General features: G+C 39.5%; 19 protein-coding genes. 11 read left to right on the forward strand and 8 right to left on the reverse strand.

Translation table 11 applies throughout. The features are described from left to right. Position 1 precedes the first annotated feature (1 nt). Positions 2 to 715 carry a ribonuclease PH gene (gene rph / locus KO534_RS08725; RefSeq protein ID WP_215929264.1) on the reverse strand — a complete coding sequence of 238 codons (714 nt, stop codon included), beginning with the start codon at positions 713 to 715 and terminating at the stop codon, positions 2 to 4. A 167-nt stretch (positions 716 to 882) separates the two neighbouring features. Between rph and KO534_RS08730 the strand changes: the two genes are divergently transcribed. From KO534_RS08730 to KO534_RS08740, 3 genes are all read left to right on the forward strand, one after another. After that, the gene (locus KO534_RS08730) at positions 883 to 1,746 is read left to right on the forward strand and encodes a YicC/YloC family endoribonuclease (protein WP_215929265.1); all 864 of its coding nucleotides are present in this window, start codon (positions 883 to 885) and stop codon (positions 1,744 to 1,746) included. A gap of 600 nt (positions 1,747 to 2,346) precedes the next feature. After that, positions 2,347 to 2,631 carry a type II toxin-antitoxin system RelE/ParE family toxin gene (locus tag KO534_RS08735; RefSeq protein ID WP_215929266.1) on the forward strand — a complete coding sequence of 95 codons (285 nt, stop codon included), beginning with the start codon at positions 2,347 to 2,349 and terminating at the stop codon, positions 2,629 to 2,631. Next, complete coding sequence (locus tag KO534_RS08740) at positions 2,628 to 2,903, forward strand: helix-turn-helix domain-containing protein (protein ID WP_215929267.1); 276 nt, start codon at positions 2,628 to 2,630, stop codon at positions 2,901 to 2,903. Before KO534_RS08735 ends, KO534_RS08740 begins: the two co-directional genes overlap by 4 nt. Before the next feature lie 777 nt (positions 2,904 to 3,680). Here the strand turns inward: KO534_RS08740 and KO534_RS08745 are convergent. Further along, complete coding sequence (locus KO534_RS08745) at positions 3,681 to 4,268, reverse strand: TetR/AcrR family transcriptional regulator (protein ID WP_215929268.1); 588 nt, start codon at positions 4,266 to 4,268, stop codon at positions 3,681 to 3,683. Positions 4,269 to 4,421: 153 nt separating this feature from the next. Between KO534_RS08745 and KO534_RS08750 the strand changes: the two genes are divergently transcribed. Both KO534_RS08750 and KO534_RS08755 read left to right on the forward strand, forming a co-directional pair. After that, positions 4,422 to 5,066: a peroxiredoxin-like family protein gene (locus KO534_RS08750; protein ID WP_215929269.1), complete on the forward strand. Its 645-nt coding sequence runs from the start codon at positions 4,422 to 4,424 to the stop codon at positions 5,064 to 5,066. A 36-nt stretch (positions 5,067 to 5,102) separates the two neighbouring features. Next, a complete protein-coding gene (locus tag KO534_RS08755; RefSeq protein WP_215929270.1) occupies positions 5,103 to 6,200 on the forward strand; it encodes an L-dopachrome tautomerase-related protein in 1,098 nt (365 codons plus the stop codon). Positions 6,201 to 6,711: 511 nt separating this feature from the next. Here the strand turns inward: KO534_RS08755 and KO534_RS08760 are convergent. After that, positions 6,712 to 7,554, reverse strand: coding sequence for an OST-HTH/LOTUS domain-containing protein (locus KO534_RS08760; protein ID WP_215929271.1), 843 nt, complete (start codon positions 7,552 to 7,554; stop codon positions 6,712 to 6,714). 345 nt (positions 7,555 to 7,899) lie between these two features. On the opposite strand from KO534_RS08760, the gene KO534_RS08765 reads away from it, so the two are divergent. Then, positions 7,900 to 9,042 (forward strand): DUF4124 domain-containing protein, encoded by a 1,143-nt coding sequence (locus KO534_RS08765; RefSeq protein WP_215929272.1) that lies wholly within the window; start codon positions 7,900 to 7,902, stop codon positions 9,040 to 9,042. Between the two features lie 145 nt (positions 9,043 to 9,187). On the opposite strand, the gene KO534_RS08770 is transcribed toward KO534_RS08765, so the two are convergent. Beyond that, entirely contained in the window at positions 9,188 to 9,586 is a 399-nt protein-coding gene (locus KO534_RS08770; protein WP_215929273.1) for a hypothetical protein, read from the reverse strand. 294 nt (positions 9,587 to 9,880) lie between these two features. Between KO534_RS08770 and KO534_RS08775 the strand changes: the two genes are divergently transcribed. Next, positions 9,881 to 10,672 carry a restriction endonuclease gene (locus tag KO534_RS08775; RefSeq protein ID WP_215929274.1) on the forward strand — a complete coding sequence of 264 codons (792 nt, stop codon included), beginning with the start codon at positions 9,881 to 9,883 and terminating at the stop codon, positions 10,670 to 10,672. Positions 10,673 to 10,675: 3 nt separating this feature from the next. Here the strand turns inward: KO534_RS08775 and KO534_RS08780 are convergent, their stop codons facing one another. Then, complete coding sequence (locus KO534_RS08780) at positions 10,676 to 12,556, reverse strand: methyltransferase (RefSeq protein WP_215929275.1); 1,881 nt, start codon at positions 12,554 to 12,556, stop codon at positions 10,676 to 10,678. A gap of 989 nt (positions 12,557 to 13,545) precedes the next feature. Between KO534_RS08780 and KO534_RS08785 the strand changes: the two genes are divergently transcribed. Further along, positions 13,546 to 13,728, forward strand: a complete 183-nt coding sequence (locus tag KO534_RS08785; protein ID WP_215929276.1) for a hypothetical protein — start codon at positions 13,546 to 13,548, stop codon at positions 13,726 to 13,728. 26 nt (positions 13,729 to 13,754) lie between these two features. Here KO534_RS08785 and KO534_RS08790 read toward each other — a convergent pair whose 3' ends face one another. From KO534_RS08790 to KO534_RS08800, 3 genes are all read right to left on the reverse strand, one after another. Beyond that, entirely contained in the window at positions 13,755 to 14,933 is a 1,179-nt protein-coding gene (locus KO534_RS08790; RefSeq protein WP_215929277.1) for an HD-GYP domain-containing protein, read from the reverse strand. A 92-nt stretch (positions 14,934 to 15,025) separates the two neighbouring features. Next, positions 15,026 to 15,370, reverse strand: a complete 345-nt coding sequence (locus KO534_RS08795) for an MGMT family protein (RefSeq protein WP_215929278.1) — start codon at positions 15,368 to 15,370, stop codon at positions 15,026 to 15,028. Positions 15,371 to 15,379: 9 nt separating this feature from the next. Next, positions 15,380 to 17,371 (reverse strand): hypothetical protein, encoded by a 1,992-nt coding sequence (locus KO534_RS08800; RefSeq protein WP_215929279.1) that lies wholly within the window; start codon positions 17,369 to 17,371, stop codon positions 15,380 to 15,382. A gap of 189 nt (positions 17,372 to 17,560) precedes the next feature. Between KO534_RS08800 and KO534_RS08805 the strand changes: the two genes are divergently transcribed. The 3 genes from KO534_RS08805 (at position 17,561) to KO534_RS08815 (ending at position 22,879) form a co-directional block, all read left to right on the forward strand. Continuing rightward, complete coding sequence (locus tag KO534_RS08805) at positions 17,561 to 18,166, forward strand: tRNA-uridine aminocarboxypropyltransferase (protein ID WP_215929280.1); 606 nt, start codon at positions 17,561 to 17,563, stop codon at positions 18,164 to 18,166. 163 nt (positions 18,167 to 18,329) lie between these two features. Beyond that, complete coding sequence (locus tag KO534_RS08810) at positions 18,330 to 21,377, forward strand: 7TM diverse intracellular signaling domain-containing protein (protein ID WP_215929281.1); 3,048 nt, start codon at positions 18,330 to 18,332, stop codon at positions 21,375 to 21,377. Positions 21,378 to 21,556: 179 nt separating this feature from the next. Then, a complete protein-coding gene (locus tag KO534_RS08815; protein ID WP_215929282.1) occupies positions 21,557 to 22,879 on the forward strand; it encodes an alpha/beta hydrolase family protein in 1,323 nt (440 codons plus the stop codon). The last annotated feature ends 5 nt before the right edge of the window (positions 22,880 to 22,884 follow it).

Raw genomic sequence — 22,884 nt, forward strand, 5'->3', positions numbered from 1 at the left:
CCTAGTTCAAAGCCAATTTTTGCTCATCGAACAACTCACGAATGCCGTTTTTAGCTAATTCCAACATTTCGTTTAACTCGTCCATCTCAAAAGGTTCACCTTCTGCTGTACCTTGTACTTCAATGAATTTGCCGGTGTCGGTCATGACAACATTCATATCGGTCTCGGCATCAGAATCTTCAAGGTATTCTAAATCAGCAATAGCGACGCCTTTGTACACGCCAACAGATAAAGCAGCAATCATGTGTTTGATTGGATTAGCTTTTAAAATACCTTTAGCACGCATCCAAGTTAACGCGTCGGCCAATGCGACACAGGCCCCGGTAATAGACGCAGTACGTGTACCGCCATCAGCCTGAATCACATCACAATCAACCACAATTGTGTTCTCACCCAGCAATTTTAAATCCACTGCTGCGCGCAATGAACGGGCAATTAAACGTTGAATCTCTAAAGTACGCCCGCCTTGTTTACCACGAGCGGCTTCACGATCAGAGCGAGTATGAGTAGCTCGTGGCAACATACTGTATTCTGCGGTTACCCAGCCTTTACCCTGACCTTTCATAAAACGCGGCACACCTTCGGTGACCGAAGCGTTACACAACACCTTAGTATTGCCAAACTCGATCAAAACTGACCCTTCAGCATGACAGGTAAAATTACGGGTAATAGTAACGGGGCGAATTTGACTGGCAGTTCTTCCACTTGGACGCATGTTGCTCTCCTAAATATTCACATACTAATTAATGCGCCGAATTATAAAGGCTTCCACGTAAATTTTCTTGAGTTTTACGCCCTTCTAAAACAAATAATCACTTAAGCCACTCGCCCCAAGGCACAACAGGGGTATAATACCCACAACCAAGACATAGGAAGAATTCAATGATTTACAGTATGACTGCTTTTGCCCGCCGCGAACTTAAAGCCAATTGGGGCACAGCTGTGTGGGAAGTGCGTTCCGTTAACCAACGATTTCTAGAAACCTATTTCAGGCTCCCAGAGCAATTTAAAAGTATGGAACCCGTATTGCGAGAACGTTTTCGCAAACAACTGCAACGTGGCAAAGTAGAATGTTCACTACGTTTTGTCGCCAACGACGCAGCGGTAGGCAAACTTAACCTCAACGAAGACTTAGCTAAACAAGTGATGCACGCGGCAGACTGGGTGCAATCACACGGCCAATCAGCCGGCGTTAACCCCTTAGACGTATTACGTTGGCCTGGCGTAATTTCAGCCGAAGAAGCCGACATGGACGGTATTCAAGCCGATATTCTGACTGAATTTGACCTTACACTAAAAGACTTCATCGCCGCACGAGCGACCGAAGGCAGCAATCTAAAAGCCATGATTGAACAACGTTTAGACGGTATTAACGCAGAAGTCGAAAAAGTCACCGCCCACATGCCAGACGTAATCAAATGGCAACGCGAAAAAATCCAAGCCCGCTTCGAAGAAGCTAAAATAGAACTCGATGCAGCCCGTGTTGAACAAGAAATGGTGATGCTGGCACAAAAAGTAGACGTAGCCGAAGAACTAGACCGCTTAATCTCGCACATTGGCGAAACCCACAAAATACTCAAAAAGGGTGGGGCAGTAGGCCGCAGACTCGATTTTATGATGCAAGAGTTCAACCGCGAATCCAACACCCTAGGCTCTAAATCTATTAATACGGATATCACCCAATCAGCGGTAGAACTTAAAGTGTTAATTGAGCAAATGCGAGAGCAGATCGCGAATATAGAGTAGAGCTTAAAAGATCATAAAACCATTCAAAATATTCATATTAATCAACAAGATAATACCTTGTCGTTTAAGCAAACTATGAAGATTTTTAATATGAGCGACAGAGAATTACAAAATAGATTTTCACAGTGGTTAGCTGATGGCGATAAGTTTACGCATCAAATATAGGGCTAAAACTAAAAGCCATTCACCACAGAGCGCGACGCTACATAGAGAATACGGAGAAATGCACTAACAGCAGATAAAATCAGCATGAAGCTGTGTGAAGCAGAACTAGCATTGAGCTGGCTTGCCCCCTGCCTAAAATCCCGTCATTCCTGCATGTTGTTAGCAGGAATCCATTCTGTTGAAGCAGTAAATAGTGGCTAGCAGATAGTGCAAACTTGCATAAAGAAAATCATTCACCTCACACCATTTATTGATGACACTCCCAGTATATTCATTTCAACGTATTTAATACTGGACGTATCTATCATCACTTATCTATATATACCTGATTAGAAACTTGCAGAAGTTCACATGGATGTTAACATTGAGATGAAAACTATTAATTTTTATACAACACAAGAAGGTAAAACACCCGTTGCTTAGTTCTTGGATTCATTGCCAGCAAAGCAAGCTCAAAAAATAACTTGGATCTTACAATTGGTTGAAGAGCTAGATGTTATTCCTACTACTTATTTAAAGAAGCTGGTTAATACCCAAGACATTTGGGAAGTAAGAGCGCAAGTGGGCAATAATATTTTTAGATTATTAGGCTTTTTCGATGGTGATAACTTAGTAGTACTTAACCATGGTTTTCAAAAGAAAACTCAAAAAACGCCAGCCAAAGATATCAAACTCGCAGAACAAAGACGTAGTGATTATCTACAGAGGAAAAAACAATGAGCGATTTAAAAAAGTACGTAGCCAAACGTAAAGCCGATGATAAAGATTTTGCCAAAGGATATGATGAAGGTTACCAAAATTTAAAATTTGGCATCATGCTGAAAACGGCTAGAAAAGAATCAGGCATAACCCAACAAGCATTGGCCGAAATGCTACACACTCAAAAAAGTGCGATATCTAGAATTGAAAACCATTCTGATGATGTAAAGCTATCCACACTTGAACGTTTTGCGTCTGCTTTAGGTAAAAAGATAGAAATCCGATTGGTATGAGTAAATGCAGCAAGAACAGACAAAATCAGAATGGAGCTGAGTGAAGCAGCGAATAGGAAATAGGAAATAGAAAATAGAAAAATCACGGTTAAAAATTCGTCATTCCGGTGTGCTTTTAAGCCGGAATCTATTCTTAAAACAGTAAATAGTCGCTAGGTGATAGCTGCGAGTTAAAGCAAAGATCAAAACAAAAGCTATTCACCACAGAGCGCTTCGCTACACAGAGAGCACGGAGGAAATCATTAACAGCAGATAATATCAGCATGAAGTTGTGTGAAGCAGATCTAGCATTCGGCTGGCATACCCCTTGCCTAAAATCCCGTCATTCCTGCATGTTGTTAGCAGGAATCCATTCTGTTGAAGCAGTAAATAGTGGCTAGCAGATAGCAGCGAGTTAAAGCAAAAATCAAAATAAAAGCCATTCACCACACAGCGCTACACTGCACAGAAAACACAGAGAAATGCACTAACAGCAGAATAAATCAGCATGAAGCTGTGTGCAGCAGATCTAGTATTCGGCTGGCTTACCCCCTACCTAAAATCCCGTCATTCCTGCATGTTGTTAGCAGGAATCCATTCTGTTGAAGCAGTAAATATTGGCTTGCAGATAGTAGCGAATTAAAGCAAAGACCTAGTATTCGGCTGGTTTAAGCCCTGCTTTTATCTATAAAATTTATATTTTGACGAAACTAGATCCACAGAATCATGACCAACGCAATTCAAGGCGCAGGATCGGGGCTTTAATTTGATCAACAACGCCTGCCTAAGTTATAAAAGCTAACCCTGCTTAATATTGTGATTAGAATCATCTTTCAACCAAGGCAATATGGATAAAATAAATTCCTCAACATCTTCAGGTTGCTCACTTTGATAACTATAAACACGGATACCAAAAATTATAAGCATGAGCTGTTTTGCGTATTGCAAACTGATCTCAGGAGCGAATATCGTATTTAGGATAGCGCAGTAATTTGCTTCGATTTTTGCAAACTCTTCGGAAACGTTAGTCAGTATCGACTCATTGTGAGCTGACAACTCCAATTGAGTTTTAACTAAAAAGCAGCCACAGTAATTCTTAGCTTTGGCCTCTTCGAACAAGTCCAACAGTATCGACTTAATGCCTTCAATAACACTTGAACTGCCTTGTATACGGTTGTTCACAGTCGTAATAGTGGCCGCAGCATAGCGACTCAGAGCAAGCAAGTACAACCCTTCTTTACTTTCAAACTCTCGGTACAAGCTACCTGGGCGTAATCCCGTGGCTTGTAACAATTGCTGCATAGACGTCCCATGATAACCATATTGCCAAAATGTATTGATTGCCTGCTCAAGTACGACATCCATATCGAATTTTTTAATCGCCATTTTTAATCGCCATAATGCTCATTACTTTATTGAGTACAGGGATATTTAATAACATTTTGAATGACTATTCAAATTGATATTGACAAACACCGCTTGCGGAAATAACATTTTGAACGTTCATTCAAAAAAATAAATTTAACCTGAAGGAAAATGATGAGTCTTAAAGATCAATTAACTGAAGTACGCGAAGCATCTGCTAAAAACATCCCTGCGGAAAAGCTTTCAGTCATGCTGGCTGAAACCGACAACCTAAAAGCAAAAGAGCTGGAGAAGAATGCTCCCAAAGCGGGTGAAGTGTTTCCTGCATTCTCTCTTACAGACCAACTTGGCAACCAAGTTACTTTGTCAGAAAAGCTTTCTCAAGGCCCAGTAGTACTAACATTTTACCGTGGCGGCTGGTGCCCATACTGCAATCTAGAATTGCGTGCCTACCAAAGCGTTCTTGACGACATCAAAGCACAAGGCGCTAGCTTACTGGCTATAACACCTGAGCTACCTGATGCATCACTTTCAACAGCGGAAAAAAATGCGCTAAGCTTTTCTGTATTGTCTGATCCTAACTCTGAGTTTTCTAAAACCTTAGGTCTAGTGTTCACTCTACCGGATTCAATCAAGCCTATTTACAGTGGTTTTGGCATTGAAGTTGAAGCTCATAACGGCAAAGGCGCGTTCGAACTACCTCTTGCAGCAACCTATGTCATCGCCCCATCAGGAAAAGTCGTATTTGCTGATGTGCATGCTGATTACACGCAACGCGCAGAGCCTAGCGAAGTCGTTGAATCATTGAAGCAAATCTAAAAACTTGGCAATAACTTACTTACAGGAAACGTTAAAATGACGCGTTCATTCAAACTATTAGCATCGGCCGCAATGATTGCTACCAGTGCATTCAGCCTAAATAAGGCAGTAGCCGATGAAGCAAGACAGCTTGAAGTAGTTGCCAAGCTCAGTGCCGAAACGCCTCCGGGTAACATTGCGGTGGGCCCTGACGGCCGAATATTTCTCAGTATTCACGGGTTTTACGGCAAATCTCTACGGATCGTTGAGCTGTTACCAGATGGAACAACCAAACCTTACCCAAACGAAAACTGGGCGTATGCGGCTCAAAGCCGTGAGTCTGGTGGTCTTTACGGGGTACTTGGGTTAAATATCGATGCCAATGGCATTTTGTGGTTATTGGACACGTCTGGGCCTGACCATGCCGGACGATTAGTAGGATGGAACACCAAGAAAGAACAACTGCATAAAGTAATCTACTTAGCTAAGCCTGTGATTACTGGCTCAAGCTTTCTAAATGACTTAGCTGTTGATAGCAAAAACAACGCAATCTACATCGCTGATACGGGCACAAGCTCAATCATTGTGGTTGACTTGAAAACAGGCAAAGCTCGCCGAGTATTGAAAGAGTCGAAGTCAACTAAAGCCGAAGACATCGATATGGTCATTGATGGCCAAACTGTCTACCTAAACGTCCAACCAGTTCGCATGGGCGTGAATCCAATTACGATCGATAGCAACTTTGAATACCTTTACTACGGCGCGATGTCTGGCACAAGCCTGTACCGAATTGCGACTAAAAACCTATTAGATACAAGGCTGTCAGAGCAAGAGCTAAACAAAAAAGTGCAGCGTTATGGTGACAAACCCATTTCTGACGGCATAACGATCGATAACGCGGGCAATGTGTATGTTACTTCAATAACAACTGACGCAATCGGTTATGTTCAACCAAATGGTCATTATAAAACCCTAATTCAGCGCGATGATGTGTCATGGCCTGATGGGCTTGCAGTTGGCTTAGATAGTTACATCTATGGCACAGTGAATGAACTGCACCGCTCTCCCGTATTAAATAACGGAAAAGACGCTACAAAGGGCGAATTTAAGGTCGTACGCTTTAAGGCATTATCCGATGCCAACACCGGCCGATAATTAAGACAATAATATCGCTCATTCTAAGTAAGCAATTAAAGCGTTACACTCTTATTTCAACAATAGTGTAACGCTTCAATCTTAAACCTTAATAGGTATAGAATAGGTGTAATTGACCATGACAGAGCTTAAGGATGCAGCTTCGTCGAAAGACTAAAAAGCCATTCACCACAAAGCGCTACGCTGCACAGATAAAACAGAGAAATGCACTAACAGCAGAATAAATCAGCATAAAGCTGAGTACAGCAGATCTAGCATTCGGCTGGCTTACCCCCTAACTAAAATCCCGTCATTCCTGCACGTTGTTAGCAGGAATCCATTCTGTTGAAGCAGTAAATAGTGGCTAGCAGATAGTAGCGAATTAAAGCAAAGATCTAATATTGGAGTGGTTTAAGCCCTGCCTTTATCTATAGAATTTATATTTTGACGAAACTAGTTCCACAGAATCATCATCAACTCAATTCAAGACGCATTGAGTCTTAAATTTGTTTTAAAGTGACACTGACCTTTTTTATTTTTTTATAGCATTTTTTCCAATTACAGGTATCAATCGGTACAACGCTTTCATACCGCCTTTCGGAGTTCTTTCGTCTTTGAATTCGAATAGGTGTGTTGCAATCATAAAGCGTTTTAAAGTTTTAAAACCATAGATTTCAGGTAACCTATCAAACTCTTCTGGTGCATGTTGCTTTACCAGACTACCGGCTAAACTTATCAATATCCAGCCATCTTCTTTGTCAAGCTGATCCGCAATATCAATTAGTATAGAAGCCAACTTAGACTGCCTTAAATACCCCTGTTCTAATTGTTTTTGACCTTCGTCTGAATTGTAAAAACTAGCCATGTACTTCATACTTTTATTACGAGATGTGATAACCGCCTGTAGTTCTTTAATTTGATTTCGTACAACTTCACTCTGGATATCAAGTTGCTTGCCTAGCTCATCACAACTTGCTTTAGATTTAGTGTCAAACCTAGGAAGTAAATGATGGACTAGCTCGTTTCTTTCTCTTACTAATTTGTCTAAGGATTCTTTCTTCTCAGCATAACGTTCTGGAGTGGTTTCAATGCGGAAATTAATGGAAATCTGCGCCTCATTAAACTCTTCAGACTCATCAAAATTTGTTTCGGAATTTGAATGAGCATTTTCAATAAACTGCCCAACTAACTGCCCCATAGTCTGTTTGCTTACCGCTTCAACTTGTTTGGCTTTGATGTCTGCAATTTCACTAACATAACCAGATATATTTCCATAGGCAATGACATATTTTAACAAGTGTTCTAGCTCTTGAAACAACATCATGTTTCGACCAATTTTTCGCAAAATATCGTTAACTAAGTCTTGTAAATCCATTAGGCGGCGATCCCTTTTTAACAATGCTCATTGGTGACGAGGAAGATGGGGGTACAACGATTAGTAGTCTTTCTAAATATTTCGTATTTTACTTTAATAGACTAGTTAGATTAGCCTATCTCAACAGATTGCAAAATATAAAATCCCATAACCAGTTATTAAACAACACATTGCACAACTTTGAATTGCGGGTATATTTAATCCCTAATTTACTATCACGGATTGATCATGAGCCGCAATAACCCTTCACTTCTAAAAGCCCCTTCTTTGTTACCTTGGTCGATAAGTGCTTTTACTGGCAACTATGTATGTTGCGCTTAGTTTGTGATTACAAAAGGCACTCACTTGTTAAAATTATTAAGAAACGGAATTCTGATCTTGTTAGCCTTTATAGCCAGTTTTCAACTCGTCCATTACTTAGATAATAAAAATCTCTATTTACCGTCTTTTTTAAATCAGTTATTTCGCTATTTTGATGACACCAACTTTGCGGGATCGTCGCCCGTAGATTTGGCCTCAATGGATACACCATCCACAAAATCGCGTTCACCGGCTCGACAATACCAACCTCAAGAATTACCTCAAACACAGCGCAGCAATCTTAGCTGCACCGATCACTCTCTTGGCAACGTAAAAGTCAAACCTCAAAGCAAGATTTACACTTGGAAAGACGAAAAGGGTGTTACCCATTTTAGCGATAGCAAACCAGAAGATACCAACTCGCAACCCTTGGAATTAGCAGCAGATAAAATATTTGATTACTTTAAACTGAATATCAGTGGTGCAAATGTACCTTTTGAATTTAAAGAAAAACTCACCCACTCCATTAATAAATTGTTTGCCCTATACGGCCAATTAATTGCCAAAGAAGATTTAAGACAAGTAGTCGTCAATCTAAGATTTTTCACTTCTAAACAGCGTTATCGCGCCTATTCTCAAAAACACGCACCCAGTCTTAAAAACACTGCAGGCTTTTATGACAATGGCACAAATGAAGCAGTGATAATGTACCAAAATTCTGAGCGAGCCCTAACCACTGCCATACATGAATCAGTGCATGCCATTAATCGCGGCATAATAGGTAGTAGCAACAAATGGTTTAACGAAGGTATGGCCGAATACCTAGAAAACATCACTGTCAATCTTAGTACTGCGGTGATCAAACGTAATCAAAGCTGGTATAAAAATGGCAAACTTAAATACCGTCCGCTTCCTTTACGTAAGTTGTTAAGCGCATCTAGAAAGGATTGGAACAGCCAGTCACCAAGTAATTTATACAGTACAAGCTGGGCGTTTATTTATTTTTTAATGGACGACACAAAACGAAAAGCCAAACTGGTAAAAATACTAAAAGCCGAACAACAAAACTTATGTAATACCTTGTCGTTTAAGCAAACTATGAAGATTTTTGATATGAGCGACAGAGAATTACAAAATAGATTTTCGAGGTGGTTAGCTAAGGGGGATAAGTTTACGCATCAGATATAGGGTTACGAACAATTAACAACGCCTTGCTTTCATTGTGTTTTTTAGGGACAAGCTAAAGCTCAACACCCACATGAAAAACTATAACGATATGATTTAATTTGGTTTTTACTATTTTGTTACAGAGGGGGACTTCGTAATTCCATTATTACTTGTAAGACACCTTAGCTTTATTTTTTAACCTATCTTTGTAAACAGGATATAAGTTATAGGTAGGATAAAACTCACTCGTAAATGCTTTCCACGCCGTTTTCTCTATAGCAAGATTCACTTCGTTAAGTTGATGTGCAGGAACTTCTAAAGTAATAACTTGCCCAATCCCCATCATTACATACCAACTTACAACAGAGACCCCTTTAGGCGGGAATGTGTCAAAGAAACCTTGTTCCGTTAAAATTTCCTGAGTCTCAGCTAAGACCCTAGTTTGGTCGTGTTTCAAAAATACAGTTAAAAGAATTGAATCTTTCGGCTGCGTATCAAATTCTGCCTCAGCAAGTGAAGTAAAACTGATTAAAAAAAGTGCAAAAAACATCAATAATTTTGTCATAAATTTTTCTTTTTAAACATGGATGATAAAAAGAGTATAAATTACTCTAATTTTCATTTATTCAAAAAACACAAAAAAACAATCGGCATAAATAATTTCGTTATTCGAAAGTATGATAAAGAGGATAAATGGATCGTATTCCTTTACTTTCACCTGTAAGGCTGGCGCTGCTTTTTATGACCAATTACATGAACTACCAAATATAAAATCCAATAACCAGTTATCAAACGACACATTGAACAACTTGGACTTACGGGTATATTTACTACCTTATTTAAAAGTCACGGATTGATCATGAGTCGTAAAAAATCTTCACTTCTAAAAGAACTTTCGTATTTACCTTGGTGGGTAAGTGCCATTGTGGGCAGCTGTGTGTATGTAGGTCTTAAATTTGTTATCCCAAATTTGCTAAGTGAAAATCCAATATTGTCAGCTGTTGCCACTACCGCGCAAAACGCGGCGTGGGTGTTTGCTTGTTTATTCCTCATCCCAGCCATTTCTTCTATTTTTAACCACCAAAAACGTAAACAACTGATTAAGCAACAAAGCAGTATTGATACTCTTAGAGAAACCTCTTGGAGTGATTTTGAAGTGTTGGTCGGAGAGGCTTTTCGTCGAAAAGGATTTTCGGTACAAGAAAACATGGTAGGAGGGGCTGATGGAGGTATCGACCTTACTCTGCGCAAAGACGGGAAATTACATATTGTACAATGCAAGCAGTGGCGCAGGTCTAAAGTGGGCGTTTCTATTGTGCGTGAAATGTTTGGTGTGCTGACCGCATCAAATGCTGTGAGTGTTTATGTGGTGAGTTCTGGGCATTTTACCAATGAGGCCATTAGGTTTGCACAAGGCCTGCCCATTGAGCTGATAAACGGCAATCAATTACTAGAATTGATTGCTGACGTGCAAACCACTAAGCCTTTGCAAGCTGAAGTTAAACCAATAGTTAAACGAGCAAATACCACTACTTGCCCAAAGTGTGCTTCGCCTATGGTGAAACGGATCGCTAAAAAAGGAGCGAACCTTGGTAATAAATTTTTGGGTTGCAGTAGTTTTCCTAAATGCAGACACATTGAGCAACTCTAATGACTACCACTCTCTCAACTGCTGCATCTCTCTCAACCTACCACGCTGCACCAACAGCGCTTCGAACAAGTCGTCGATTGATTCGTTGTTTGAGGTTAATCCCGGTAAGGCAATATTGGCTTCGGCAAAAAAACGTTTGTTTTGCCATGGTTGGTTAGTTGCTGTTTGCTCTAACTCTGTTGAGTTGTTTGTCTCAGCGGTACTAGATCGGCTAACTTGGTAGCTGGCTGTTTGTTCTTGTATTTGGTTTGTATCACTGGGTTTAAGCCAAGCTTGTTGCCACCAGTGTTGAATCCGCTCTTTGGCGTCTTTTAGTTTTTGTTCTGTGGGTAGTCGGTCGCTTTTTTGGTTATTGATTTTGCAGTCGGTGGGCAAGAGGTTCCATAGGTCGTTATTAGGCCAGCGGGAAAAAGGCATGCTGTGGTCAATATCGTATTGTTTTGTTAGTGATTTAGCCGACCATACACATTGAGCGAGTTCGGGTGTTTGTTGTTTCACTTGTTCAAATCGCGTGCGTACTTCTGTGGTGGAGCGTTTTGGCTCTAACCAGTTTAATGCTTGTTGTAAGTGATGCTGATTTTCTGCTGCGGCATATTGCTGATTGCCTTTATAGCTTGCCATGGTTTTTACCCATTCACTGACGAGTACTGGCTCAATCCAACAGGCGTAACGGTTGAAGGCTAGCCATGTCGATTCTGGCAGTGAAAACTCGCCCCATTGCTCTAGGGTTTGTAGGTCTAGAAATAGGCTGTCTTTAGCTTTGACGGTTTTGTTGCCTACTTCAAAAATAGCTTGATCACTATTTGGCAGAGTGATGAAACGACACGGCATGTCTTTAATGTTGCTAACAGCAGCCGAAATGGTTTTGTGTAAAGCGATGGCATCGTCACCCACAAACAAGTTACCAATGCGGTAATCTGCCGCAGTGCGATGGGTTAATTGATGCCAACCATTGGCTTTCATAAAACCCATGTTCGGGCTTTTATTGGGCGTTTGGTATAACCGGTGCGTATCTATTAACTCTTTGTATTGATGGCACCAATACAAGGCCACTAAACCAACAGGTAAAATTACTCTGTCACCATTTGGGCTAGATTCGCGACGTAATACTGCGCCTGGATGGCCGTCGGCAATTCGTAATAAAACTCTTAAAAGCGCCAGTTTGTGCGTGGCTGATTTACCGTCGTTAATGGCCACATGGCGAATAAAGGGGAAAGCACCTGTGCCGTCATCTGGCATTTGTAGCACTAGGGTTTGCCAATGTACTTCGTTGCGGCCTAGTTTGTCTGTTTGCTTTGCGGTGGCTAATGTAGAAAACAACCCTAGGTTTTGTGCTAAAGCTTCTACTTCTTCGACACTCACATCGTACATACTGCGTTCTTGCTGCTCGTTTGCCGTCATACCAAACTTGAGCGAAATCACAATTTTGCCACCCGGCTTGAGTAAATTAGCCAGTTTACGCAAAGCACGATTACGCTCAGAAGGTGGCACATGCATCCAAACGGCACTGAGAAGAATTAAGTCAAAGCTAATTTCTAGACGGGTTATTTTGTCGAGCGAAGGTAGTGAGTCTTGCAGCCAATGAATCGTATGTGCGGCAGTGGTTACCTGCCCAACTTTCATTAATTCTGCGGCAGGTTCAACGGCATAAATTTGGCAAGTGTTAGAGCTGGTTTGGTTGGGAGTTTGAATTGCAGCTGCGAGTTCAGCGATACGTTTTACATCACGGCCCACACCAGCGCCAATATCCAAAATTGAAGCATTAGGCTTTGCTAAAATAGGCGTTAATTGGTGTGACCAAGTGCTGTGTACGTCTTCGAATGTAACAGACAAATACTGCTGAGAAATCTCATTCACTTTATTGTTGTAATAGTCGCTAGACACAGTCTTCCTTTTTGATGCCGCTGAAAACGCTTATTAAACAAAATAATGATTACCGTTAACCGGAATTATCACAACCAACTTAATGAGAGATATACACCGACGTCCGCAAAATTTTGACATGGCAAATCATCTACTATTGTTAAGAGATTAGCCATAGTAAAATTCATAGCTCGTTATTGAAACTGAACATTTTTTATTGTTTCTTTCTGATTAACAGAGAGTTACAAACCTATTGCCTTAGGTTTATCCCTAACCTGACTCACTGAACCGATTTTTCATCGAGTTGTTCGTCATCACGGCACAACAACTTGGAGCAACTATTTACAAAAGCAGTGGAGGGGACTAATGCTGTTCACTTAAGGTGAGCAGCAGATTTTTTTGATGGAACGCCAGTCAGTCTATTTAACATTGGATTCCCGATAAAAGCATTCGGGAATGACAAGTGGGAGGGGGATTACCGTCATTCCCGCAGTCTTTACTGCTATCGCTCACCCACGTCATTCCGGCGGTCTTTTGGCCGGAATCCATTTTTATTGTTTTTACATCAATAATTTATCAATCAATTATTAAAAGTTTTCTTAACTGATCGGCATTAGTGGAGGGGACTCACTTTTCAGTAACCCTTAAGTTTGGAATAGTAGCTAGTGTGACTCGCTATTCACGGCTATTTAGCAGCAATGTTAGAGCTTCGACTTAAACACATTTGGATTGCTCTAAATTATCGTTTCCCTTTGGCTATGTTGATTCAAAGGGAAATAATGAGCCAGAGAATATATCTGACTTTTTTACATCATCTGTCAGGTTTTTTTACACACCTGAATAGATGGAAGTTGTAAGTGATTAATATATATAGAAAATTATTATTGGCCTATTTTTTGTTTATAATTAAATATTGATAAAAAAGTAAAATTAATTACTATTTTTTTGTCAACCCGCTAAATAATGAAGCGTCATTATTTTAAGCCTTTAATTCTGATAGAGATGTACAGATGTCTTGTTTGACTCGAAAGTTGCAGCAAAAGTTAACGCGTTATGTCCAGAAAAACAGCGCTCGTTTTTCGTCGAATGATCCCGAATGTATTCATGAAGAATTGGTTAATAAAGGGGTATGTCCCTCTGATGTGACCACTGACCAAATCATCGTAATTTTAAAAGAAGCAAAAGTGACCTAAGCAGGTTAACGTTAAGGCGTTATTCTCTAGATCGCGATTGATTCATTAAAATACTTGTTGAAATCAAGTTTGAAGTCGCTCGCGATGACGGCATCAACAATCTTAACTCCATTGCTAACTGTAGCTAAGTTCACCTCTTTGGGCTCTACGTAATGGTTGCCTCGAATTGAATAAAATACTTTCACTACAGGTTTGGTGCCGTGAACAGGATGTTGCTTAAGTACCATAGCTATTTTTTCGTTGTTGAGTTTAACTAAACTACCCACTGGGAAAATGCCTATACATTGCACAAATTGTTTTACTAACTCTCCATCGTATTTTTCAGGTGAATCTTGCACCAAAATTTGTAGTGCTTTTTTAGATGACATGCCGACTTTATAACAACGGTCTGCAGTGATGGCATCGTAGGTGTCTACTATGGCTATCATACGTCCAAACTGGGTTATTTCGTCGCCACGCAATCCATCAGGATATCCATAACCATCAAGCCTTTCGTGGTGCTGCCCAATCGTTTCTACTATTGATTCAGGGATCCCCATTTCAATCAGTACTTTTGTACCGTAGTACACATGGTCTTTCATGATCGTCATTTCTTGATCAGTCAATCGCCCTGGCTTGTGCAAAATATGATCAGGAATTTTGATTTTACCAATGTCATGTAAAAACCCAGACAGCGCTAGTTCTTGTACTTGTTCTTCGGCTAAACCTACGTGGGAGCCAAAATTAGCGAGTAAAATTGCGACATTTAAAGAGTGTTCTAGCAAGTATGTGTCTTTCTCGCGAATTTTTGTCATGCACATTAAAGCGTTAGGGTTGCGATCAATGGAGGAAACAAGATTGTTGGTGAAGGCTTCAGGTATCGCAATGTCTATCGGTAATTTCTTACTGATACTCTCTAACATTGTTTTTTGTATCTGTTTGCCTTTAGTGTGAAGTTTGGTGGCTACTTCGAGCTCTTCTTCGAAAGATATTTCTACGGGAGCTTCAGGCTCTTGTTCAGGCGTTTCAGGTTCAACAACCTCAGATTTTAGTTGTTTGCTCATGTCTACAACAACCGACAAAATCCCTTTATTTTTGAGCTGCTTGATTGCCTCTTTAGAATTGACCCTACCTCTACTGGTAATCTTAAAGGTACCTTGTTGCTTTGCTATAGAGTCGACGAACATCCCTTCTTCTAGCTCGTCTATATCAAAGGTTTTTAACACTGATAAAATCTCAAGTTCATTAAGTCAAAATATAGCCAACAAAATATCCGATTTGCTTGTTAAGAGCAACAATAACGATCATTTGGTTAACACTAAAACTCTAATTTCCAAAGCATTTCTTCTAGGTTGGGATGCCATTGAAATTGTTGTAGTTTAACTCGATTATTGAAGACAGCCACATCTTCTTGCTGCAACAATCCCGTTTGTTTTTGTGATTGCTCAGATCCTTTAGGAAAGGCTATTTGTCCATTTGAGCGCAGTACTCTATACCAAGGAACATCTAAATCCTTGGGTACATAACCTAAACACTTGCCCACCAGCCTTGCTCGCCCTGGCAACCCGGCCAAGTCTGCTATTTGACCGTAACTCGCCACTTTTCCAGCGGGAATAAGCTGTACCGTGCGCCAGATTTTACTGTAGTGAGGATGTCCAGACATTGGCAATAGTTAGCTTGTTGCAACAAAAGGGTACTGTGTTTGTAGTTGATCTAAATCGAATAACTTACCTTGTTGGTTAACATTTCGATAAAGCGCTAAGTCACTCGGCGAGGTATAACCAGCAATTTGTTCTATATCGTTCAGTCTTGCCCCTAAACTCGCCAAATAAGTCAAGTAGGTATGTCGCAGTACATTGAGAGATAACTGCTCTGGAAATGCAACTTGTGCGTCGTGCCCTATATTCACTAACAACTGTGTTAAGTCTTCTAATGTGTTGATATTTGACCAAAATGATTGTTGTTCAGTTAGATTGTTACACACTACTTGTAAAGCTTGGGATAACCCCTCTTGTAGCTCGATAGTTCGAGCAAACTGGTTGTTTATTTGTAACCTTGAAAATTCTTGGGTGAAATTAGATTTTTGTAGCTCCAATATTTCATCTACGTTAACGCCGCTTAAAATCAAGCCTACTAACGCTTTACCTTGGCTGTTTGCTACTGCAAAAAGTAGTTGGCATTCTTCCTTGCTCAGTAAACGTAATATTTGAGATTGAGGTGGTAATTTAGCCGCTTCATAGCCCAAGCGAGGGTCGGGCGACGCTATCGGCATTGGTTGGTTGTATCCTAAGTTTGCGTTATCAGTAGGGCCTGATTGACCAGGAATAACCATAAAATGATTTGCTGCGCTGGGAGCTTTTTGCTTAAAAATAAAGCTGAACAAAAGTAACGCTAAAATGGCCGCAATAGCCGCCACCAGCAAACTGATTAAGCTATTAATTGTATAGTTTGGCCCTATGGCATAGTCGGGGTAAAACGCCTCTTCAAGTAACGAAATTTTAGCGTCGAAAGGCTTGGACACCTCTTGTACAACTTGTTGACTTTTTAGTTTTTGAGCTTGATTTTGCAGCGCCTTTAATTCGTCGTCTATGCGTCTATATTGTTCTAGGTTTTGATTAAATTGCTGGGCCAATTGATTTTTTTCAATAAGTTGGGTTTTCATTTGCTGCACTTTATCTTTGGCTGTATTTAGGTCGCGCTCTACATCCAATAAATATTCTGATTGACTGTTTTTAATTTGTTGTTCAAGCAGGGTTTGCAGTTGCCGTGCTTTTTTCTGTTTCGCCACTATAGCGGGGTCTCGCTCTAGATAGGCTTGAGTATACTTTTCAGACAAATCCGATAGGTTTGCGCTTATTTCTCTCAGGTTTTTTCTGGTAGCATCTATCTTGGCTTTGTCGGCTGGATTAATAATGGTTTGCCCACTTTTAGTGGCTTCTAACAAACTATTCAATAGGGCTTGAGATTGTGCCTCATCAGCTAAAGCTTGGTCGAGATTTGCCCCTAAGTTTTTTGTCTGGCTTAAGGCTCTGTTTTCGTCTCGCTCTAAGGATGTAATATTATTTTCCTGAGCAAAAAGTTGTAGCCTTTGTTGTTGTTCAGATATTTTGGTTTCTAATAATTGTAAGCGTTGATCTGTCACTAATAATTCATCGGCATTGTTTTCTTGGGTTTCAGACGCTATGAATGTCAGATACACCTTTACCCACGCATCCAACATAGGCTTAAGAAGCTGTGGTTCGGTACCACTGGCTCTGAGAGTAATAATTCGGCCCGTTAGACTGGCTTCTGCAGACAGCGCGTCAAAAAGAGTCTGATGGTTAATGGTTAGCATTTTGGATTGTTCAAGCTCTTTTGAAACCAAACTCAAAACACTATTACTTTTTAACCTTTGTTGATGCAAAGTGATTTGCCTATGGGCCAAATCTGACAGGTCTGCTTCGGTATGTGAAGTATATGAAAAATGCAAGATTGCTTGACTCTGATAGATAGGTTCCTGGCTCCAAATGACCGCGTTGGCAACAATTGAAATCAATAAAAACGTACCTATCAACACTTGCCATTTACGCTTTTGAAAGGTTTTGTGTTGGGTGTCTGATGAGTCTAAAGTGGCATTAGAAAAGGATTGATTTGGTATGTAGTCAACTTTGTTATTAAATGACATGAGAAAAACCTAAGATAGTTATACTGCTAACTAATCTGATAACGCTGTTGTTGTAGAACATAATAAATCCATTTTGCTTTATATTTTTGATTTACAATCAGTCCACAAAGAGCCGATATGAGCCTAGCAACTAAATTTAACAAGCCTAATCGCAAACACCAAGATAAGTTTTAGAGAAATCAAAATAAAATGGCGGATTTGAAAAACACTAAGAGATTGATCTGTGCTGATTGTGGATATCCGCAAGCCACATGTCTATGTCCTTGGGTAAAACCTATCGATTCTCCAATGAACATTGTGATTCTTCAACATCCTTCAGAGGCCAAACATGCTAAAAATACAGTCAGGCTTTTGGCCTTAGGTTTAAGCAACGTAAAGATTTTACAAGGGGAAACAGCTGCCGACTTTAGTGAATTAGCTGAAGTGGTGCTGCGCTCACAACAGCATTATCACTTGTGTTACCCTCATGCTAAAAGCATTGCCATTGAAACATTCAATACCCAAATTCAACCTATTGAATTCGGACATACATTAATATTAATTGACGCATCTTGGCGTAAAGCTCTAAAAATGTGGCATCTCAACCCTTGGTTGCATTCACTGAATAGTTGGCATTTTGCTAATCCACCTAAAAATCAGTATCAGATCAGGCACACTACACAAAAAAATAGTTTATCTACTTTAGAGTCTGTCAGTTATGTTCTGGAACTGATCCACGACTTGGATTGTTCACCTTTGTATCTGTTATTTAATCAAATGCAAATTCGATGTTTCATCAATCAAAAACGTAAGTGAATTAGAGTTTAAGTGGTTAAATAGAACGTACGAATGAAGGTTTATTCCATCTAAAGTTTGACTTAATTAATCTATATGGCATGTTGAAATACTTTCACGTAAAACAACACAAGTTGTGTATTACGCATTTTAGTGTTTCGTATTAAGAAAAAGTGGTATTTATTTGAAACAGATTAAGTTACTAGTTTGCTTTATTTTCTTTTGTTTATGTTTGACTGCAAATGGAACAGCAGCTAAAAAAATTGTTAGTTTTGATTTAAGTAAGATTATTAATAGTGATATTAGTGAGCAAGTCAGCTATTTTTCACTTAAAAATAATACTAATCCTGCTCCCAGTGAATTGCCTCAATTAGTTGACTGGCTAAGTACTTTACCTATACACCATACCACCAACCTATTAGGTGATAAATACGCCGTTTCGTTTGAAATTTATAATGACACACAGCAAACAGAGTGGTTTATTTATCCTTATGGATCTCTCGTTCAACATATCGAAATTCGTTATTATGACGACACGCAAACTGCAATGTCTTTGCATACAGGGCATGGATTTGATAATCAACAAGACTTCCACTACGGAAGTTCGATAGAAATATTACCAGGCCAACGAAAAACATTGTTGTTGTTGTTTGAAAGTGAGTTTTTCACTTCTCCAATTAGGATATTAGTCAAACCTCAAGCCGAAGCTGAGCAATTATTCCAAATAGAGAATGTTATTTTATTGCTCTGCCTAGGAATATGTTTTGCATTAGGCATATATAACTTATTTATATTTATCACGACCCGTGACCCAAAGTATCTTTATTATGCCATTGCCACATCATGCTACGCTTTGGGTTGGGCCTGTGGTTTTGGAGTACCAGAATTTTTAGGCATAGTTCATGCTGAATATTGGTTAGTACCAACGTTTTTAATTGGTAGCTTTTTCTCCATCTTTTTCAACATTCGATTTTTACATCTAGAAAAGTTTTCACCTAAAATATGCAAGATTTTAAAGATAACAGCTGTAGCTAGCCTGATATCACTACCTATTGCCGTTTACAGCCCAGGAATTAGTCTATATTTGGCTTTTATATTTAGTTCTGTGATACTCATTACGGGTGTTTACTCTGGTATTAACTGTTGGATTAAAGGGTATTCCCCAGCCAAATATTTTGTGTTTGCTTTATTATCGGTAGCGCTACCTAACATAGTGGGTAACTTAATTAGTTTGGGAATTTTACCCGGATTGAATACCAATATTTATTTGTTATCTTTAATTGGTGTGAGTCTAGACAGCTTGTTGTTGGCTTTTGCTTTAGCCGCCCAGGTTCGTTTGTTATCCATTCACAACGAAGAGCTCACTGCTACCCTTGAAAATACCGTTGAAAAACGTACTGCTGAATTACGTCACGCAAATATCCAGCTTGAGCAAAGCAATGCTGAACTAATCGAAGCCAGTAATGCAAAAGGCCGATTTTTGGCAACTATGAGTCACGAAATTCGTACCCCTCTTACTTCCATTATTGGTTATGCAGACGGTATTTTGCATGGTGATATAGACAAATCTGAACAGGCTCGTGTAACAAAAATCATTGCAGAAAATGGTAATCATTTATTAAGTGTTATTAATGATATTTTGGATATCAGTAAGATTGAAGCCAATAAACTAGACTTCGAATCAATAGCGACTCCTTTATTTTCGGTTTTGGCTCAAATTGAGTCAATTGTGGGGAAGCGAGTCAGAGACAAAGGTTTAGCTTTTCATTTGGAATACGAGTTTCCATTGCCGACACTAATTAATACGGACCCCACACGTTTAAAACAAATATTATTTAACCTAACCAATAATGCAATTAAGTTTACTGATCAAGGTTATATCGGTTTATCGGTACGTATACTCGACAATCGCTTACAAATACAAGTTAAGGATTCTGGTGAAGGTATTTCTGCTCAACAACAAGAGCAGTTATTTGAAGCTTTTACTCAAGCTGACAGTTCTACAAACAGGCGTTTTGGAGGTACAGGTTTAGGGTTAAGTATTGCACGTCGATTAGCTAACGGGTTAGGTGGCAATATTGAGGTAATAAGCGCCCCAAGAAAGGGCTCAACTTTTATATTGGATATTAACTTAGATGTGGTTCAAGACTCACCGTGGATCAATAATGTGGGTGAAATATGGCAGTCAACAACCACTAAATCTGTACTAGCGACTCCTTTACCTAACTTTGTAGGTAATAGAGTATTACTTGCTGATGATCATCCTAATAATCGCGAATTAATTTCCATATTATTAAAACGTATGAATATCACAGTCACTGAAGTTGAAGATGGTAAGCAAGTACTAGAAACAATTTTTTATCAAACTTTTGACTTGATTTTGCTGGATATCCACATGCCACAAATGGATGGCACTGAGGCACTTAAACAAATTCGAGCCGCCGGTAATTACACTCCCGTAATAGCACTAACGGCTAATAATATGAAACATGAAATCGATCATTATATGCGCCTTGGGTTTTCTGATCATTTAGCTAAGCCCATTTCACGAGATCACTTTATTCGTAAACTGTCACTTTACCTGAATAAACAAGGCGAAATCGATGGCCCAATCCATCAAGGGGATATGTTGAAGTTAATAAAAGACTATCAACTTGATCTGCGAGACGAAATGGCTAGTCTGCAAAAAGCCTTAGAACAGGGTGACTTGACCATTATCAGCGAAATAGCCCACAGAATAAGAGGCTCTGCTGGCTCTTTTGGCTTTGATATTATTGGCCAAAAGTTTGCTGATATTGAACATTGTGCCCTGCAAGATGACGAAATAGCGGTGACCTATGAATTACCTAAAGTCATTGCCTTAACACTGCAATGTATCGACTTACCTGGTGTAGATATCGCACAAGGCATAATTAATCATCACAATAGTGCTGAAAAGTTTTTATTAGCCATTTTTGAGCTAGTTGAACACTCACAACAAACCCTGAAGGATTTAACCGCTGCTCTTAATAATAATGAAATTAACAGCGCTCTAGTACATTTGTATAAGTTTTTCCCTAGCTGCAATGAGTGTGCATTAGTAGGTTCAGAAGCGGCATTTAAAACCTTAGAAAATTTGTTCAAACAAGGCAAATTGGAGTCTCTGCAATATTCGCCCCCGCTGGATATCATTGCCGCACATTTAACGGAGCTAAGAGCTGCGACAGATGCAAATTTGATGCAGCAAATTTAGTGAAAAGTCTATTCGAGTATTGATTTTTGACTATACAAAAATATCAGTGTTTAACTGATAATTAAGTCAGATTTTCACACATTGTCAATTTAGGCAGCCGAGCTATTTCATCTAGTAAATTTTTAACAAACATCATATCGTATGACCTACAGTTTTTATTCGAATTTAAGAGTTTTTATATGTTTTACAATGAAGTAAAAAGAGCGTTTTTGTTGTCGATATTTTGCTGGTTGAGTTTCAACAGTGTAGCGGCAAACCGTATTGATACTCAGCGACCTGATGCACCTGAATTGGCGGCTTATGGAAAATACGCAATTGGTGTAAGAACGTTAAATGTTACTCATTCCAAACAGATTGATATTGTCAATTACGATCCTAACGAACCTGAAAACATACCTTTATATGATCGCCCTTTAATTTTAGAAGTTTGGTATCCTGCTTCGGCAAATAGTGATGGAAATACCACTTTAGATGTCTATTTACGTGATGGTAAAACTGTTGTATCTGTTGAAGGTAAAGCAATCAGAAATGCTACTCCGGTAAAGACTACTCAACAATTTCCACTAGTATTGATTTCCCATGGTTATCCTGGCAATCGCTATTTACTTTCTCATTTAGCTGAAAATATTGCATCTAAAGGCTTTGTAGTGGCGTCGATAGAGCATACTGATTCGACCTATCGAGCTAAAGAAACATTTGCGTCGACTTTGTTGAATCGACCACTTGACCAACAATTTACTCTTGATCAAATCACGCAACTATCACAGGATAATTCTTCGTTTTTATTTGGCTTAGTTGACACATTAAATACTGCTTTAATCGGTTATTCTATGGGTGGCTACGGAGCAGTAATTTCCGCTGGTGGCGGTGTTACACAACAGGCTGTAGATTATCCTTGGGGTTTGCCCAAAAATGCGTTAACAATTTATCAAAACTCCGTAAAAGCGCCACTATATCCTGATCCCAGACTCAAAACTGTTATAGCCATAGCACCATGGGGAATGAATTATGGTGTATGGGATGAAGCAACGTTAAAAGGAGTAAGCGTTCCAATGATGTTTATTGCTGGCTCTGTTGATGATGTATCTGGCTACGACAAAGGTATACGTAGTATCTGGAAATCTACAACAGCAATAGACAGGGCTTTGTTAACCTTCCTTAATGCTGGTCATAGTGCGGGTGCGCCTATGCCTGCACCACAAGAGTCATTTGTTTATGACCATACCTTAGGTTTCAACATAAGTGATCATTACACAGATGCGGTTTGGGACACAGTGCGCATGAATAATATATCCCAACACTTCGTCACGGCGTGGTTACAGAAGTATTTGAAAAACAATGCTGCAATGGATCCGTACTTGAATTTAGTAGTTAATTCGAATGATGGTGTTTGGAGTAAAGATGAAAATGGCAATAATAAAAAGGAACACAATCATTGGTTAGGCTTTGCTAAAGGAACAGCCAAAGGCCTAACATTTGAAAAATTAAGTCGCGGTGAATAGCGTTG

This window comes from Paraglaciecola arctica (genome assembly GCF_018861065.1).
In the GTDB taxonomy this organism is placed as follows: Bacteria; Pseudomonadota; Gammaproteobacteria; order Enterobacterales; family Alteromonadaceae; genus Paraglaciecola; species Paraglaciecola arctica_B.